We start from the raw sequence: 17,662 nt of genomic DNA, 5'->3' as shown, positions 1-17,662 counted from the left end.
AACAACAAATAGACATTTGGTAATGATTCTCGATAGTATCCGTTCGCTTTTCACTCAGCCCCACGGATAAGGAGTTCGAATTAATGCACGGACACGTCGCCACACCGGAAAAACTACTGCTTGAACGCTGGGGTGAAGCACTCTCCACTCGCCAATTCCAGGCTAAGCACGTCACGCTTGATGCCCTGATCGATACCCTTGCACCCGCCGCCGAACGCAGCTTCCAGCGCTTGATCCAGGCCTTGTTCCGTGAAGGTCTGCTCAACCCCGCCACGCGCACCTATGACGAACACACTCGTTGCTGGCTGGAGCTACCCGACCACACCCGCCTACGCTTTGATCACCTGCGCCCGGGCCGCATGGCCAGCTGGGATTTGCGCGGCTCGGTGAGTGTCCTGCGCGCAGGCCAGCCAGAACAGAAAATCCGATTCCCCTCACAGTTGCTGACATTACTCAACAGCAGCCTGGAATCACCTGCCGCCCCCGACGTCCTAAGCCGCCTCAACAGCGAGATAGATGACAGCGTTGTCAACGATACGCTGTGCCTCGCTTTCCACGAGCAGTGGACCCTCGAGCTGCACGCCGCAATGGCCCCCGCGCATCAAAAAAACTTGCTCAGCTTCCTCAAGAACAACCCAAGCGTTTCCAACCCGACATCAGTACTTGAGCAGTGGGGCACCCTGGGCCATCCATGGCACCCCAACTACAAGACAAAGCTGGGCCTGGGAACAGAGCAGGTGATTGAATTCTCGCCGGAGTTCGAAGCGCGCTTCCCGGTTTTGCTCTGCGCGCTGCACCGCCAGTTCGCCCATGTCGAAAGCCTGGCCGGTACTGCAGATTACTGGCAGTGGTGGCAAAACCACTTCCCGCAGGCGGCCGGCCAATTGACGGCGCACCTGACCGCTCAAGGCCTTGAGGCCGGCGACTACCTGCCAATGCCCGCTCACCCTTGGCAGGCTCGCCAAGAGCTGCCGCAACTGTTCGCCAATGAAATCGGCGACCGGCTGCTGGTGCTGACCGACATCGTCGCGTTCACCGCCCACCCCACCATGTCGTTCAGGACCGTGTTGCCCGAAGGCCGGTGCGACGCGCCAATGGTTAAACTTCCAGTATCGCTGCGCTTGACCAGCGTGCAGCGCACCGTGTCGCCACGCTCCGCGCGCATGGGCCCACGGATCAGCCATTTGCTGCAAACCATCCTGGCACGCGAGCCACACATTCAAAAAATCCTGAGCATCGTGCCCGAACGACTCGGCGTGCATTTCCAACCACAACCTGCCAATGACGAACACTCGCGGCACCTGGCCGTCCTGTACCGGGACAACCCGCAGAGCCTGCTTGAACCGGGCGAAATGGCCATTCCGGTAGGCAGCCTGTTTGCCATCGATCAGCATGGGCAACCCCTGCTCAAGCAGTGGGTACGCCTGAGCAAAGGCACCGACGACGCGCAGGCCATGCAGGCGTTTTTTAAAGACTATGCATCCATCGCAGTGCCGGCGCTGTTGGGCATGTACCTGCGTTATGGCGTGGCCTTCGAGGCCCATCAGCAGAACTCCTTTATGGTCATGGGCACCGACGGGCAAGCAAGCCGTCTGTTGCTGCGTGATTTCGGTGATATCCGCATCGACCGCAAGACCTTGCACGCCCACGGCCTGGACATCGAACTGCACGACCCGAAGATGACCTTGTACGACGATGCCGGTTTCGTGCGCGACAAGTTGCTGCACACGGTGTTCATGTGCCACTTGGGCGAACTGGTATTGCTCAGTGCGCGCCACTTCGATATTCCGGAGGGGCGGCTGTGGGACGAACTGTCAGCCCAGGTCCGCGAGTGTTTCGATGATCTGCGCAGCCAGGTCGAGCCCCAGCGTTGGCAGACCGAGCGTGCCGCGCTGCTGGAGCAGGACTGGCCAGCCAAGTCGTTTATGCGCATGCGCCTGATGGAAAGCCACGCCGATATCGTCGGCCGCCTGCCGAACCCGCTGAGCACTGCCGCCAATGTCGACTAACAGCACGGCACTGCGCCTGTTGGTGGTGATTCAGCTGGTGTCGATGGGCGCCATGGAAATGAGCGGCCCCTTCTGGCCGTTGCAGATCCAGAAGCTGCTGGGCGTTGCCAACGCGCAGTACACCGGCCTGCTGTCATCGCTGGTGTATGCCGGGCCGATGATGGCGGCGATGATCCTCACGCCAATGTGGGGGCGCCTGGGTGATCGTACCGGCCACAAGCCGATGATCATTCGCGCGCTGCTGGCCCTGGCGGTATGCCAGGCGCTGGCCGCTGTCACCACCGATCCGTGGCTGCTGGTGGCCATTCGCGTGGCGCAAGGTGCGCTGGCCGGCTTTATTGCCGCCGCCCAAGCCTATGCGCTGGCGTACTGCGCCGAAGGTGGGCGCGGGCACATTCTGGCGCGACTGCAATCGGCCACCGCCGTGGGCTCGCTGGCCGGGCCGGTGCTGGGTGGCTGGCTGATGGATATTTCCGGCTTCGCATTGCTGTGCTACAGCGCCACGGCGGTTTGCCTGCTGTGCGCGCTGATCAGCCTGTTTCTACCCAGCGATGCGCCGCGCTCAAGACCGGCACGTGCCTCAACGCCTACGGCACTGCCCAAAGGCTGGCTCGGCGCAATGCTCGCCATCATCGTGCTGATCCAGGCAGCCAAGATGATGCCCCAACCGTTTTATGCCCTGTACGTCGCCGATGTTCTGCACGCCCCTGCCTGGCTGATCGGCGCCAGCTACGCCGCCAGTGCACTGACGCTCGCGCTGTCCGCGCCGCTGTGGGGCCGCCTGTTTGACCGACACCCGGCGGCGCATACGCTGCGCATCATCGAATGGGTCACCTGGCTTTGCGCCTTGACGCTGGCCTTCACGGCGATGGCCGGCGAATGGCTGGGGTTCCTCGCCAGCCGGCTGCTGTGGGGCGTGTGGCAAGGCGCGCTGCTGCCGGTCGCCTACACGTTGATCGCCAACACCGTCGCTCCCAGCCAGCAGGGGTTTGCCTTGGGCCTGGGCAATAGCGCCGCAAAAGGTGGCGCGTTGTGCGGCGCACTGCTGGGTGGCGTCGGCATGGCAATGGTGGGCTTGGCGCACAGCTTTTGGCTGGTGGCACTGACCTATGCCTTGGCGGCCCTGGGTATCCGCGCCATCCGTTCGTTCACCCGAACACCTGAGACTTCCGATTTTTCTGTCAATACTTCTAATAACTCAAAGGCAAGATCATGAACAAATCACAATGGGCCGTGCTGCTGCCCCTGCTCGGTTCGATAAGCGCGCCGGCCTGGGCCGATCAACCTGAAGACGCGCCAGCGGCGGCTACCAACCTGCAATTGCAGGCGACGGTCGTTTCAGCCACTCGCAGTGAAACCAGCATTGCCGCGATCCCAGGCTCGGTGCAGGTTATCGACGAAGCACAGATCCGCCAGCAGACAGCAGCAGGACGCCGGGTTGCCGATATCCTCGGGCAACTGGTCCCGGGCATAGCGCCCTCCAGCGGTGGCATGAGCAACTTCGGCCAGACGCTGCGCGGGCGCAACACGCTGATCCTGATTGATGGCGTGTCCCAGAACGCCACGCGTGACAACTTCCGCCAGCTCAACAGCGTGGCACCGGAAAGCATCGAGCGCATCGAAGTGATATCCGGCGCCAGCAGCGTCTACGGCGCCGGCGCGTCAGGCGGCATCATCAACATCATCACCAAGCGCAACAAAGGCGAAGACCTGGCCTTCAGCAGCAAGATAGGCATGACCGCCGGCAACAACTTCAGCCATAAAGGGTTCTCCTACGAAGCCTTCCAGAGTGCCACCGGCCGCAAGGGCCCGGTGGACTGGTACGTGTCGGGCAATACGGTGCAACGCAACGACCAGTTTGACGGTAACGGCAAACGCATTCCCCAGGACACGTCCCAGGGCAGCAACATGGACACTGACACCTACGACCTGCAAGGTCGCTTCGGCTACGAGCTGGACGACGACAAGAAGATCAGCCTGTCGCTGCAAGACTATAAAGATGAACAGGACACCCGCTACACCAAGAACCCACGCATCACCAGCACTGCGGTCGCGGTAAAAGGCCTGGACCTGGATGACCAACCGTTCACCCATAACCAGGCGGTCAACCTCAATTACGCCGACAAGGACTTCTACGGCCAGGGCTTGCAGGTCGAAAGTTACTGGCGGCGTGCCGACGCACTGTTCTTCCCCGACCTGTCTCGCGGCCGTGCCGGGGTGTCCGACAACAACAGTGTGCAAGACGTCTATGGTGTGCGGGCAGCGATCGATACACAAATGCCGGACATCGGCCCGGCGACCGGCAACCTGGTCTGGGGCGCCGACTATGACCATGAAACCTCGCGCCAACGCGGCGACCAATACCGGGTCAATGGCCTGAGCTATACCAAGACCGGCACCACCTTCGAGATGGGCCCGGACATCGCAACCACCACCAAAGCCATTTTTGGTCAGCTGTCCTACGATATCGATGACTGGACCTTACGTGGCGGCATACGTCGTGAGTGGATTGAAAGCGAAGTGTCCGACAGTATTGCCTACGGCGAGATCGTGCAGACCGGCAACCGCGCCACACTGCCGGGCGGCACCCTCAAATACGATGACACGCTCTACAACCTGGGTGCGGTGTACCACCTGAATGAAAACCAGGATGTGTTCGTCAATTTCAGCCAGGGGTTTTCCCTGCCGGATATCCAGCGCTTCCTGCGTGACGTCAACAGCAAGTACGACATCCAGGACCTGAACGCCCAAGCCCTCAAGGTCGACAGCTACGAGCTGGGCTGGCGTGGCAACTGGGACAAGTGGCTGGCCAACGTCACCGCCTATGAAAACACCTCGGACGTCACCCAGTTCTATGATGCCAATGACCGTGTGTTGCGCCTGATCAACCAGAAAGAGCGCGTGCGCGGCATCGAAACCAGCCTGACCTACAACGTCACCGATCAATGGTCGGTAGGCGGCACTTATGCCTACGCCAAAGGCGAGACCCAGCAAAACGGCAAATGGATCGACCTGCCCGCCACGCGTATCTCGCCTGCCAAGACCACCGCCTTTGTCGGCTATGACCGTGGCGACTACAGCCTGCGCCTGCAAGGCATGCAACTGGCCGACTATGACGCCGCGTCCAAAGACAACAACGGCCGCGATATCAAAGGTTATACGCTGGTTGATCTGCTCGGTTCGGTCAGGTTGCCAGTCGGTCGCCTGGAAGGCGCGATCTACAACCTCAGTAACCGCAATTACCAGAACATGTTTGCCCAGGCCAACGCCCGTGCGCCGTACCCGAACGCTGAAGGGCGTACCTTCAGCGTGAGTTATGCAGTGGATTGGTGATCGGCTGAAACTGCAGGTTAAAAACACAAACCCCGCCTTTTGAGCGGGGTTTGTTGTTTTTAACGCCTTACCACATCAGATCATCCGGGATCTGGTAGGCGGCGTATGGATCATCCTCATCCGGCACCTGGCTTTCGGTGAGGATATTGAGCTGCACGATACGCTCCGGTGCGCGCTCCTGAATCTTCAGCGCCGCTTCACGCGGGATCACCTCGTAGCCGCCACCGTGGTGCACGATCGCCAGGGAGCCGTTGCTCAGCTTGTTGCGCATCAGCGTGTTAACCGACAGGCGCTTGACCTTCTTGTCATCCACGAAGTTGTAGTAGTCCTCGGTGGTCAGCTTGGGCAGGCGCGAGGTCTCGATCAATTGTTTGACCTGGGCCGTGCGCGCCTTGGCCTCGGCTTTTTCCTGCTGCTGGCGGTTCAGTTCCTGGTCGCGCTTGACCTTTTCGGCGTGCGCTTCGGCGGCCAAACGCGCCTGCGTGTCATCGGCCTCGATCTGGCCTTTGTGGACCAGACGCTGCTGTTTCTGTTTGTCTTTGCCGACCTGCTTGGCCTGCTTTTGGTTGACCAGACCTGCTTTGAGCAACTGGTCGCGAAGGGAAAGGCTCATGGTGCTTACTCACTTAGGCAACTGCTCAACCGCAGCTGGACACATTCTTTTCCTGGCGTTTGGCTTCGCCCCACAGGGCGTCCAACTCTTCGAGGGTGCAATCTTCTATGGGTTTGTGCGTGTCGCGCAATGCCTGTTCGATAAATCGGAAACGTCGCTCGAACTTGGCGTTGGCACCACGCAGCGCGGTTTCCGGGTCGACCTTGAGGTGACGGGCCAGGTTAACCGCCGCAAACAGCAGGTCGCCGACTTCATCAGCGATCGCCACCGAGTCGTTATCGGCCATGGCTTCGAGCACTTCATCCAGCTCTTCACGCACGTTATCGACCACCGGCAAGGCAGACGGCCAGTCGAAACCGACCTGGCTGGCGCGCTTTTGCAATTTGGCGGCGCGGGATAATGCGGGCAGGGCCGTGGGTACGTCATCGAGCAGGGACAGTTGCTCGGGTGCGTCGGATTTTTCTGCGCGCTCCTCGGCCTTGATCTGCTCCCAGCGTTCTTTAACCTGCTCTTCGCTCAACTGGGGAATATCCAGCGGCGCATACAGGTCACCAGTGGGGAACACGTGGGGATGGCGACGGATCAGCTTGCGCGTGATGCTGTCGATCACGCCGGCAAATTCAAAGCGCCCTTCTTCCCGCGCCAACTGGCTGTAGTACACCACCTGGAACAACAGGTCGCCCAACTCGCCTTGCAAGTGATCAAAGTCGCCGCGCTCGATGGCATCGGCAACTTCGTAGGCTTCTTCAAGGGTGTGCGGCACGATGGTCGCGTAGGTTTGCTTGATGTCCCACGGGCACCCGTATTGCGGGTCGCGTAGGCGGTTCATCAGGTGCAGCAGGTCTTCAAGTGAATACATCGGTCAATCTCTGCCCATTTTCTGGAACCACTGAAGATCTAATGTGGGAGCTGGCTTGCCTGCGATAGCCTCGCCTCGGTCTATCAAACAGACCGAGGCGAGGCTATCGCGGGCAAGCCCGACTCCCACACAAAGCAGTCCACACAGGTTTTCAAACCGTGTCATGGCGTGCGATTACGCCGGGTCTCGATGATATTCGGCAACTGGGAAATCCGCCCCAGCAACCGCCCCAGCGCGTCCAACCCCGGGATCTCGATGGTCAGGGACATCAACGCGGTGTTGTCCTCTTTGTTCGAGCGGGTGTTGACCGCCAGCACGTTGATGCGCTCGTTGAGCAGCACTTGCGACACGTCACGCAGCAAACCGGAACGGTCGTAGGCACGGATGATGATGTCCACCGGATACGTGAGCACCGGCACCGGGCCCCAGCTGACCTGGATGATGCGCTCGGGTTCGCGCCCGCCCAGTTGCAGCACCGAGGCACAATCCTGGCGGTGAATGCTCACGCCACGCCCCTGGGTGATGTAGCCGACGATGGCGTCGCCCGGCAATGGCTGGCAGCAGCCGGCCATTTGCGTCATCAGGTTGCCCACGCCCTGGATCTGGATATCGCCGCGCTTGCCGGGCTTGTAGCCGGTGGCTTTGCGTGGAATCAGTTCCAACTGCTCGCTGCCGCGCTCCGGCTCGACCAGTTGCTGGGCCAGATTGACCAATTGCGCCAGGCGCAAGTCGCCAGCACCGAGGGCGGCGAACATGTCTTCGGCGATCTTCATGTTGGCTTTTTCGGCCAGCTTGTCGAAGTCCACCTGTGGCAGGCCCAGGCGCGCCAATTCGCGTTCAAGCAAGGTCTTGCCGGCTGCAACGTTCTGGTCGCGCGCCTGCAATTTGAACCAATGAACGATCTTCGCCCGCGCCCGCGACGTGGTGATGTAGCCCAGGTTCGGGTTCAGCCAGTCGCGGCTCGGCGTACCGTGCTTGCTGGTGATGATCTCGACCTGTTCACCGGTTTGCAGGCTGTAGTTGAGCGGCACGATGCGCCCGTTGATTTTGGCGCCCCGGCAGTTGTGGCCGATTTCGGTGTGCACGCGGTAGGCGAAGTCCAACGGCGTGGCGCCCTTGGGCAGGTCGATGGCATGGCCGTCGGGGGTGAAGATATAGACCCGGTCGGGCTCGATATCCACCCGCAGCTGTTCGGCCAGGCCGCCGATATCGCCCAGCTCTTCGTGCCATTCCAGCACTTGGCGCAGCCAGGAGATCTTCTCTTCGTACTGGTTGGACCCGGCTTTGACGTCGGTGCCCTTGTAACGCCAGTGCGCGCAAACCCCAAGCTCCGCCTCCTCGTGCATGGCGTGGGTGCGGATCTGCACTTCCAGCACCTTGCCCTCGGGACCGATCACTGCAGTGTGCAGCGAGCGATAGCCGTTTTCCTTGGGGTTGGCGATGTAGTCGTCGAACTCCTTGGGAATGTGCCGCCACAGGGTGTGCACGATGCCCAGCGCGGTGTAGCAGTCGCGCATTTCCGGCACCAGCACGCGCACGGCGCGCACGTCGTAGATCTGGCTGAAGGCCAGGCCCTTGCGCTGCATTTTGCGCCAGATGGAATAGATATGCTTGGCGCGGCCGCTGATGTCGGCATCGACGCCGGTGGCCTGCAACTCGGAACGCAACTGGCCCATCACATCGGTGATAAAGCGCTCGCGGTCGAGCCGCCGCTCGTGCAGCAGCGTGGCAATCTGTTTGTATTGATCGGGTTCGAGGTAGCGGAAGGACAAGTCCTCCAGCTCCCACTTGATATGGCCGATGCCCAGGCGGTGCGCCAGCGGCGCATAGATGTCGAACACCTCGCGGGCCACGCGGTTGCGCTTTTCGTCATCGGCAGTCTTGACCGCACGGATCGCGCAGGTACGTTCGGCCAGCTTGATCAGCGCGACGCGCACGTCGTCGACCATGGCCACCAGCATTTTGCGCAGGTTTTCGACCTGGCCCTGAGTGCCCAGCACCATGGACTGGCGCGGGCTGAGGCTGGCGCTGATGGCGGCCATGCGCAGCACGCCGTCGATCAGCTTGGCCACCACCGCGCCGAAACGCTGGCTGACCGTCGGCAACGGGATATGCCCTTCACGCACGCCGCGATATAGCACGGCGGCGATCAGCGAATCCTGGTCCAGCTTGAGATCGGCGAGGATCTCGGCGATTTCCAACCCGGTGCGAAAGCTTGAAGTGCCTTCGGCCCACAGGTTCTTGGCCGCATTGTCTTGCTGTTCAGACTCACGAGCGAACTCGCAGGCTGCTTTCAAGGCTTCACGGTCCAGTGCCGGGTCGACACTGACGGCATGATCCAGCCATGCCTCGAGATTGATACTGCCGTCGGTGTTGATCGGCTGGTGTGCTCTCACCTGTACCATCTTGCTTACCTTCCCTACGACGCACCTTGGATGCGCCAAAAATCATCGCTGACCTGCTGCGTAACCCTAGCGGTGCAACCATTAGGCTAGGTACCACTCCCTGACAGGTCACGGCCCAGGAGACGACAGGCCAGTCGGATTAAACGGGCATCCTAGCCCGCTTCAAATAACGCCATGGCCTCGACATGCGCTGTCTGCGGAAACATGTCGAGGATCCCGGCACGTTTTAGCCGGTAGCCTTGCTTGACCAACTCAACCGTGTCCCGCGCCAGCGTGGCCGGGTTGCAGGACACATACACCAGACGCTTGGCTCCCAGGGTGGCGAGCTTGCGCACAACCTCCAGGGCACCGTCACGGGGTGGGTCCAAGAGTACCGCAGAAAAGCCCTGTTTGGCCCATTCCGCGTCGCTCAAAGGCTGGGACAGATCGGCCTGAAAAAACTGCACATTATGCAAATTGTTGCTGAGGGCGTTCAGCGCCGCACGCTCGACCATGGCTTGCACGCCTTCTACCGCCACCACTTCGCGCACCTGTTTGGCCAGCGGCAGGGCAAAGTTGCCCAGCCCGCAAAACAGGTCCAGCACCCGATCTTCGAGCTGTGGCGCCAACCATTTCAGGGCCTGGGCAACCATCGCATCGTTGACGCCTGCGTTGACCTGGACAAAATCTCCCGGACGGTAAGCCAGTTCCAGATCCCACGCCGCCAGTCTAAAACCAAGCGCCTGACCCGGTTCTACCGGCTCCGGCTGGCCCTCGCCATGCAGCCACAACTGGGCTTGATGGAAGGTGCAAAATTCGTTCAATACCTGCAGGTCCGCTTCGGACAACGGCGCCATATGCCGCAGCAATACGGCAATCGACGAACCACTGAACAACTCCACATGCCCCAACGCCTGAGGCTTGCTCAGGCGGCGCAGCATGTTCGGCAAACGCTGCATGATCGGTTGCAAGGCTTGTACCAGCACCGGGCAATCATCAATGGCGACGATATCCTGGCTGGCCACCGCGCGAAAACCCACCTCAAGCTGTTTGGCCCGGGCATCCCAGCGCACGGCCACACGGGCGCGGCGACGGTAGCCCAATTCCGGCCCGCTCAACGGTGCCGCCCACTCTTGCGGTTCGACACCGGCCACGCGGGACAGTTGCTCGGCGAGCATGCGCTGTTTCAGGGCAAGTTGTTCGTCATGGGGCAAGTGCTGCACGCTGCAACCGCCGCAGCGGCCGAAGTGCGCGCACGGTGCCGGGCGACGCAGCTCGCTGGCCTTGAACACACGCTCGGTGCGGGCCTCGACGATTTTTCCGTGGGCGCCCAACACCCGCGCTTCGACTTCTTCGCCGGCGAGCGCGCCATTGACGAACCAGGTGCGGCCTTCAAAAAACACAATGCCGCGGCCATCGTTGGCCAGGCGCTCGATGGTCAGGCGTTGTTTCTTGCCCACCGGAATCTGCGGGGCGCGGCTGCCGCCCGTCGGCTGAAAGCGCAGGCCTCTCTCGTGCTTGGCCATCAGTTGGGTTCGTCGAAGATGCCGGTCGACAGGTAGCGGTCGCCTCGGTCACAGATGATCGCGACGATCACCGCGTTTTCAACTTCTTTGGACAAGCGCAACATACCGGCCACAGCGCCACCGGAGGACACGCCGCAGAAAATGCCTTCTTCGCGCGCCAGACGGCGAGTGGTGTCTTCGGCTTCACGCTGGGCCATGTCGATGATGCGGTCTACACGCGTCGCGTTGTAGATCTTCGGCAGGTACTCTTCAGGCCAACGACGGATACCGGGAATGGCCGCGCCTTCCATCGGTTGCAGGCCGACGATCTGGATCGCCGGGTTCTGCTCCTTGAGGTAGCGCGAATTGCCCATGATGGTGCCGGTGGTGCCCATGGAGCTGACGAAATGGGTGATGGAGCCGTTGGTCTGGCGCCAGATTTCCGGGCCGGTGCTGGTGTAATGCGCCTCGGGGTTATCGCCGTTGGCGAACTGGTCCAGCACCACGCCACGGCCTTCGGCGGCCATGCGCTCGGCGAGGTCGCGCGCACCTTCCATGCCCTCTTCCTGGGTGACCAGGATAAGTTGGGCGCCATAGGCGGTCATCGCCGCCTTGCGCTCGGCACTGCCGTTGTCGGGCATGATCAGCACCATCTTGTAACCCTTGATCGCCGCGGCCATGGCCAGGGCGATACCGGTGTTACCCGAGGTGGCTTCGATCAGGGTGTCACCGGGCTTGATCTGCCCGCGCAACTCGGCGCGGGTGATCATCGACAACGCAGGGCGGTCCTTGACGGAACCGGCCGGGTTGTTGCCTTCGAGCTTGAGCAACAGGGTATTGCTGGTTTCACCCGCCATGCGTTGCAAGCGGACCAGGGGTGTGTTGCCGACGCAATCGGCGATTGTAGGGTACTGCAAGGTCATGGCGTATTCGCAATCCAGACTGCGGGGGCGAACATCATACCGGGAAAGGCCGGCGGGCCATATCACGCAAAGTGCGGTGCTTATGGCTTAAAGGCATAAGAAGTGAGTTACCCGTTCACGAAAGCGGTCCATTCCTCGAGGGTCAATTCTCTAATCAAGTCAGCCTCGGCGTTGCTCGCCGGCACAACAAGGCTTTTTGCGTAGTTGTTGTACGCATCTTCGCTCATGCTGCCAGTTCCCACTTTTTCGTCCGCCTTCTCCAACGCAAGCTGGTATGGCTTGAGCGCTGCGTCAAAACGCTGCGGATACTTATGCTTCAGAAACCCCACCCAATACTCCTCACTTGCGAGTCGCTCAGGCTCATTGAGGGGCAGCTCCTCACGCATAATACGTTGACGCAGTTCATTCACGGACCTGGCATTGGGTACTGCCATAGCCGCGTCAAACCGCCCGGGCAATGCCAGAGGCAAGTCCAGGCTGGAGGCCAATGCGATCCGATACGCCAGGATCTGCATGCAGAGCTCTGGAGCGGATAACTGCGCAAATTCCCGTAACAGGTGATAGGCGATGGAGCTCATCCTGCGCAGAGCCCGAAAATAATTCACAAAATCCGCGCCTGCGACGTCAACGTTTCCAGCCAGCATCTTCACCGGCAGCATCGCCAGTTCGATGTCATTGAGGCACAACAACCAGCCATCAATACCACCGTTCATGTAATTCAAGGGCGTCCGAAAAAGGATCTGCTGCAAGTCCCGGTTGTGATTTGCACCTTCAATCACCTGCCAGACTCGCTGCGTAACGTCCTGGCGCAGGGCTTGATGCTCCGGCGCAATCAACAGCGGATGCGAAGACAGGTTCCACAACAAATTAAAAAAACGATCTGCCATCTGCTCACCCACCAACAACGCCCACTCAGCCCGCCACAAAGCCACTTGATTCAAAGGGACCGACGTCAGCCAACGTTCAATCGAAGGGAGCGGCAAGGCACCGTCGTGCCACAGGCCAAAATCAATATTCTGATAACCCGGCCGCGTCCGATATTGGCTGAGCAGCCGCAAGCTGGCCTGAGAAAGAGCATTGCCATGCAGGTTCATCGCGCGCAGCACGTTTTCATTGATGTAGAGATCAGCATCGGTCAAGACCCCGAATCGGTTATCGCGCAGGTCGAAGGTGCGCAGTTGTTCGAGCGTCACTGCACCCAGGGGCAGCACATCAAGCCTGGCATCTCTGAGTATCAGTTGTCTGAGCAGTTTGAGGGGATACAACTTTAACCTTTGGCCAAACCCGATCGGATTGTAGGACAGATCGAGTACCGTCAAGCCGGTCAATTCCTGAAGACTCATGACATCCGAAATATTGGGTTTGATACGGTTATGGGACAACGTAAGTCGATGCAGATACATCAGTTGCCCCAAACCTCGCGGCAAATTATTCAGCCGGTTACCGTCAAGCTGAAGCACACGCAACGCGGGGAAACACCGCAGGAATTTGGCCGGCAAATCTTGCAGCTGATTGTTCCTGACACTCAATTTCACCACATGGCCAAAATGCGCACTCAACTCGGGCAGGCCGTTGAGAGACAAGCCGTCGAGGTACAACTCGAATGGCACACCTCGAGGAGAGTCTTCTTTGCGCCAGCACTTCAGAATGCGCTCGGAGGCTTCAAGTTGCGCCTTCAGGTTCGCGGGTTCGCCCAACAAACACCAACGCTCAAGGCGGGCCTTCAAGGTGTCTTGTTCCTTGAACAAATAAGTGATTAAGTCCTCGCGCTCCTGGAAGGAATCACTCACGTCCTGGAGTATCTCGGCGGCCTCGGTATCGGACTTTGTCGGAAATAACTGGCGAAACCGGGCTACTTGTCCACGGTTCACGCCGCCTGACCTGCCCTCGCCGCTCAGCGGATAACCCACTCGCCCGTCGGCCACGCGCCTGGGTGGGTTGTGCCAAGTGGGCCAGCCAATGTTGAGCACGTTGTCCGCCAATACCTCATTGCCTCCCAAGCGCTGACCAATTTCCTGCACCAGCTCTTCGACGCCGGACGCATGGGTGTAGCCAAATGCCTGACGTTCCAGGGCCGGCAGCGCGCCTAACAGAACAGGCAGGAGATGCCCAGGCACTCCCACTGGTTGCCGACTGCCATCCGTTTGTGGGATATACGCCTGGTAATGACCCGCCACTGGCTCCAGTACGCGTTTGAGAGGCCCAGCGGTGGGGCCGATACTGTCGATCAGCACTGCGCGCTCCCACACCTCAACCCGCAAATGGGAGGGCCACCCGGATATATCCGGCAATGTGTGCAGGATTAACTTCGCACTGTCTTCATTCATCGCCGCTGGCAGATACACACCCTCCACAGCCCTGGCTCTGCGCAACGCTTTGAGATACCAGCGGATATAAGGCGTAAGGCTCAAGGGTACGCGGCCGGCCTCCAGGCTCTGCCTCTCATCAGCCGAGGCTTGACGCGTCAGGCTCTCGGCAACTGTCGCAGACACGCTGGGAAAATCACGCTGCAGCACCTGCGCCAAAGGCTCGGACGACTGCTCACTCTTATGACACAACGCCTTGAAAAAAAGCCGCTCCATCTGTGGCTTGTCCTTGATCACCCTGGATTCCAGCAGCGCGACTTGATCGGCACGAGACGCCCCCGTCACCCCGGCCAATGCGTCGGCAGCCTCAGGCCCGACCTCACCGAGCAGCTCGTCGTAAAAGTCCCGCCCGACCTCAACACCCGATTTGACCCGCTGATGAATCGTGAAACGCTCAACCGTCTCGCGCAGGATGACCGGGGGGCGCTCGTTACGCACATGCACCCGGCGCAGGATGGCCGGCGTCACGCCACTGATCTGCTGGACCTGCACGATGGCATCCGGCGTCAATTCACGCACCCAAGGCCCGAGACGCTGAAACGGTTTCTGCCCGTCCCAGGTCAGCGGGTTCTCCCATTCATGCCGCCAGGCGCCCGCGCCGTTGTGAGTCAGCACCGGCGCATAGGCAAGTTCCAGGGACGGGTGCTGAATACGCCAGGGGCCAAGCCCCTGCTCCTGGGCGACCTTGAAATACTCGCCGTCGATAAACAGGTAGCGATCGGCACCCAGGCTGTAGAGGCCGAGCGCGTCAGGCTCGGGCACAATATTTGACGTCTCGACCACGCTGGCGTATCGCCCGATCTCACGGCGTGACGGATAAAACCTGCCATCGGGCCTAAGGTGGTTGAGCAAGGTCCGGGCCACTGCGTGACGGAACTGAGAGGCGGCGCTCTGCGCGTCCCACTTCAACCGTAGCAGGTCGTTTTCAGAAATCTGGCTCACGACCGTTTGGTATAAATCATTGGTTTCGGTCGCCCTTGGGTTGGGCGATTGAGCGTCATACAGTGAGAACTGTCCGCGCCCGTGGTCGATCACGACAATGGTTTTGTCCAGCGGTCCTCGCGAAACATAAGGTATCGCTTGCGCTTGAGGGCTGATGACCAGTACCTGGCCGGTCAGGTCACGCAGTGCCCCGGCGGCAAACTCCGTGGCCCAGCCCTGAGTTTTTTGACTGAAGCGCCGAGGATGGAGTACGCCGTCAACCATGGCTTCTGCGCGTGCCCTCTGACCGGCAGAGCGTAGCGCGGTGTAAAGCGCTTCGGGTTGAAATTGCGAGTGCAGGAGTTGCGTCTGCTGATGTTCCGACAACGGGTGTTGGCGCACTACCTCCAGCAAGCGTGCGCGGCTCAATCGCGGGTGCAATCTGTGAAGCTGCTCGATCACCGCGTGCGCAGGGGTATCGTCGGCCACACTGTCAGGCAGTAATCGAAGCACTGACTGAGACACGGTCGGGGCCGTAGAGCGACTGGCATTGGCATATTCCGTGAGCGCCTCAAACAGATCCAATCGCAACGCGTCGGCCTTGCCGGCCAGTTGTTCGGCCAACGTCGACTCGCCCGATAAAAAAACCTCGGGGAGCAAATCGATAATGGCCTGAGGCAAACTCAGGGTAATCCGTCGTGGCGTTGAATGAGCAAACAGATCGCCTTCCAACGCGGTTACCGTGACCACCGCCCTGGTCTTATGATCCGCTCGTTTGCTGTAGCGCCGCACTTGCACACCTTGCGGATTTTGAATGCTCAAGGCAGTGCTTTTCGGCCAATCCTTATGCTGGGTGAGCAGCGGAGCGAGAATCTCAACGGCCCCCACCGCCTCGGGACGTCTGGCGTCGGCCCCCTGGGCTGCCCAGTCGATCAGTTGGTCGACGTTAAACCGATGCACCGCCTCAACCAGCGATGCCGAGGGCGGTGCGCCATCCCAGACCTGGTCCAGGTCGGCTCTCGAGCTGTTGCTGAGGGTGACGATCCGCTCCAGCTTTTGTGGCGGCACATCTGTAGCGCCCAGCATTTTTTCCAGCAGTTGGCCGTCAGTCTGGCGCTCGCGCTCGGCGGCGGTCAGCGGTTTGCTTTGCTGGGCCAGCCGCTCATACAACGCTTGATGCCGGCGCCTGACAGTCGGGGCCAAACGTGCGTGCAGGAACCTGCTGCTGAGCAAGTCAGCGACATCCATCGCCGCTTGCACCAAGTCGCCACGGCCATCCTTCTGCAGCCCCTGGAAAAGTGTCTGCCCTATTGAAGTGAACATGGCGAACGCTCTCAACCGCCCCAGACCTTTCAAAGGCCCTGGCACCGCGATCAACAGCAGCTTGATGATTTCACCGAACAGCGTCTGGGAAAACTCAAGCAAGGTGGCCATGATGCCCGGCGTTTCATGCGCCAATACCTTGAGGTTGGCTCGGCAACGCTCGATGTAAAAACGATAGAGGCTGACGGTAGGTGCGTTGTTAACGCTCTCGCGCCTGTAGCCGATGTTGTTGACCTGGGTAAGCTCGCGTGCACGCCCGAACAACCGGTGCAAGAACTGCGCAAATGCATTGAGCTCCTCCGGCCGGCTCTCTTTCGCTGGCCTGGCGCTCAAGCGCGCGTAGTCTGACAACGACATGGACTGATACAACCACCCCATTTCCTTTCGCGCATGAAACGCCTTGAAGCCGACGTAAAACTCTTCGGCCGCCTCCGAAAATTTGTCGTAGTGCCTGAAGGCACCTCCAGGCCGGTTGGGGAAATAGCTGAATGCACCTTTGCAGCCTTTGACGGAAAAAATCACATAGGGAATGCTCAGGTAGTCGCCTCTTGGCGGGTCCGTGTAGACGCCAAGCAGGCCATACCGAACGGTCCCGTTGGTATTGTTCGGGCCATGGGGAATGAACATTTTCACTTCTTCAGTGGCCTCCCAAGGCGACTCCCCTGACAACGCACTCACCACAGCCTGGTACTTTTCCCGGTCAACGCGGCTTAGTTCAGTAGTCCTCAAGGCCTCTATCAGCGCGAATTCAAGCTCCGCGGTTGCCAGCGCCATTACCTGCCCACCCAATAGCGTGGAGCTCTGCAGCGCGCTATCGAGGCGCTTGCGCAACAGGGCGCCAAGATTGAGGTCGCGCACCAAGTCGATAAAATCCCCCGCGCTGATTCCGACATTCGAATCCAGGTAGCTGGCCTCCTTCAGGCTGACATGCCCCGGAAAACCCCAACCCGACAAACCGCTGTAGTTCATGCACGCGGCCTCCCACAGCGTGACGCTGGACAGCCCCGGGCTGTCTACGCGGTCATCCGCAGCGCGGGGAAGCCTCAGAGGCGGGTTGTTTGGCGTCGATGTATCAGCCGGTTTCACGTAACGGGTATGGATACGGGCGACCTTGGGGTCGACCTCTTTACCGGCGAGTTTTTTCAGCGCTGCCGTCAGCGTCGACAACGAGGTGGCTTCAAGCTCGGCACCGAGTTGATCAATGGCCGCTTCGAAAGTGGTTTGTGCGCGGATGCAGGCCTTTTGCAAACGGACGTAGTCTTGTTGCTGTTGCACATCGAGGCAGCCGTAAAAGCGCTCGAGGGTCTTTCGCAAAGGCATCAGGACGCGCGTCATGGACCACTCGGCGCCAGACATCAGCGGCCCTAGCGCTTGTTGTTCCTCGATATACGCAGATAACGTATCTGGGGCTGGGGGTGTCACGTCA

The 17,662-nt window shown here is 60.3% G+C and carries 9 protein-coding genes; 3 read left to right on the top strand and 6 right to left on the bottom strand.

From position 1 onward, the window contains the following. Positions 1-83: 83 nt before the first annotated feature. From QF043_RS06975 to QF043_RS06965, 3 genes are read left to right on the top strand one after another with little or no spacing between them, the layout of a single operon-like run. The gene (locus tag QF043_RS06975) at positions 84-2,009 is read left to right on the top strand and encodes an IucA/IucC family siderophore biosynthesis protein (RefSeq protein ID WP_307417957.1); all 1,926 of its coding nucleotides are present in this window, start codon (positions 84-86) and stop codon (positions 2,007-2,009) included. Next, positions 1,999-3,225, top strand: coding sequence for an MFS transporter (locus tag QF043_RS06970; protein WP_307417956.1), 1,227 nt, complete (start codon positions 1,999-2,001; stop codon positions 3,223-3,225). Before QF043_RS06975 ends, QF043_RS06970 begins: the two co-directional genes overlap by 11 nt. Continuing rightward, entirely contained in the window at positions 3,222-5,342 is a 2,121-nt protein-coding gene (locus QF043_RS06965) for a TonB-dependent receptor (RefSeq protein WP_307417955.1), read from the top strand. The genes QF043_RS06970 and QF043_RS06965 overlap by 4 nt, the downstream gene beginning before the upstream one ends. A gap of 67 nt (positions 5,343-5,409) precedes the next feature. On the opposite strand, the gene QF043_RS06960 is transcribed toward QF043_RS06965, so the two are convergent. The 6 genes from QF043_RS06960 to QF043_RS06935 form a co-directional block, all read right to left on the bottom strand. Continuing rightward, positions 5,410-5,955: a DUF2058 domain-containing protein gene (locus QF043_RS06960; RefSeq protein ID WP_017134874.1), complete on the bottom strand. Its 546-nt coding sequence runs from the start codon at positions 5,953-5,955 to the stop codon at positions 5,410-5,412. Positions 5,956-5,980: 25 nt separating this feature from the next. Then, positions 5,981-6,814, bottom strand: coding sequence for a nucleoside triphosphate pyrophosphohydrolase (mazG, locus tag QF043_RS06955; protein WP_056861472.1), 834 nt, complete (start codon positions 6,812-6,814; stop codon positions 5,981-5,983). Between the two features lie 161 nt (positions 6,815-6,975). Continuing rightward, complete coding sequence (gene relA, locus QF043_RS06950; protein ID WP_017134872.1) at positions 6,976-9,219, bottom strand: GTP diphosphokinase; 2,244 nt, start codon at positions 9,217-9,219, stop codon at positions 6,976-6,978. Positions 9,220-9,371: 152 nt separating this feature from the next. Continuing rightward, positions 9,372-10,724, bottom strand: a complete 1,353-nt coding sequence (gene rlmD / locus QF043_RS06945; protein WP_307417953.1) for a 23S rRNA (uracil(1939)-C(5))-methyltransferase RlmD — start codon at positions 10,722-10,724, stop codon at positions 9,372-9,374. Beyond that, positions 10,724-11,626, bottom strand: a complete 903-nt coding sequence (gene cysM / locus QF043_RS06940) for a cysteine synthase CysM (protein WP_138814445.1) — start codon at positions 11,624-11,626, stop codon at positions 10,724-10,726. The genes rlmD and cysM overlap by 1 nt, the downstream gene beginning before the upstream one ends. Positions 11,627-11,733: 107 nt before the next feature. Continuing rightward, on the bottom strand, positions 11,734-17,571 hold the full coding sequence (locus QF043_RS06935) for an NEL-type E3 ubiquitin ligase domain-containing protein (RefSeq protein WP_307417952.1): 5,838 nt from the start codon (positions 17,569-17,571) through the stop codon (positions 11,734-11,736). Positions 17,572-17,662 lie beyond the last annotated feature (91 nt).

Origin of the sequence: Pseudomonas sp. W3I7, assembly GCF_030816095.1 — a bacterium.
In the GTDB taxonomy this organism is placed as follows: Bacteria; Pseudomonadota; Gammaproteobacteria; order Pseudomonadales; family Pseudomonadaceae; genus Aquipseudomonas; species Aquipseudomonas salomonii.
The sequence above is the reverse complement of the archived record's forward strand: the minus strand, read 5'-3'. Positions and strand labels throughout refer to the sequence as shown.

Coding starts and splice junctions, on each gene's coding strand:
- QF043_RS06975 (WP_307417957.1), top strand. CDS start 84: ATGCACGGACACGTCGCCACACCGGAAAAACTACTGCTTGAACGCTGG.
- QF043_RS06970 (WP_307417956.1), top strand. CDS start 1,999: ATGTCGACTAACAGCACGGCACTGCGCCTGTTGGTGGTGATTCAGCTG.
- QF043_RS06965 (WP_307417955.1), top strand. CDS start 3,222: ATGAACAAATCACAATGGGCCGTGCTGCTGCCCCTGCTCGGTTCGATA.
- QF043_RS06960 (WP_017134874.1), bottom strand. CDS start 5,955: ATGAGCCTTTCCCTTCGCGACCAGTTGCTCAAAGCAGGTCTGGTCAAC.
- mazG (WP_056861472.1), bottom strand. CDS start 6,814: ATGTATTCACTTGAAGACCTGCTGCACCTGATGAACCGCCTACGCGAC.
- relA (WP_017134872.1), bottom strand. CDS start 9,219: ATGGTACAGGTGAGAGCACACCAGCCGATCAACACCGACGGCAGTATC.
- rlmD (WP_307417953.1), bottom strand. CDS start 10,724: ATGGCCAAGCACGAGAGAGGCCTGCGCTTTCAGCCGACGGGCGGCAGC.
- cysM (WP_138814445.1), bottom strand. CDS start 11,626: ATGACCTTGCAGTACCCTACAATCGCCGATTGCGTCGGCAACACACCC.
- QF043_RS06935 (WP_307417952.1), bottom strand. CDS start 17,571: ATGACGCGCGTCCTGATGCCTTTGCGAAAGACCCTCGAGCGCTTTTAC.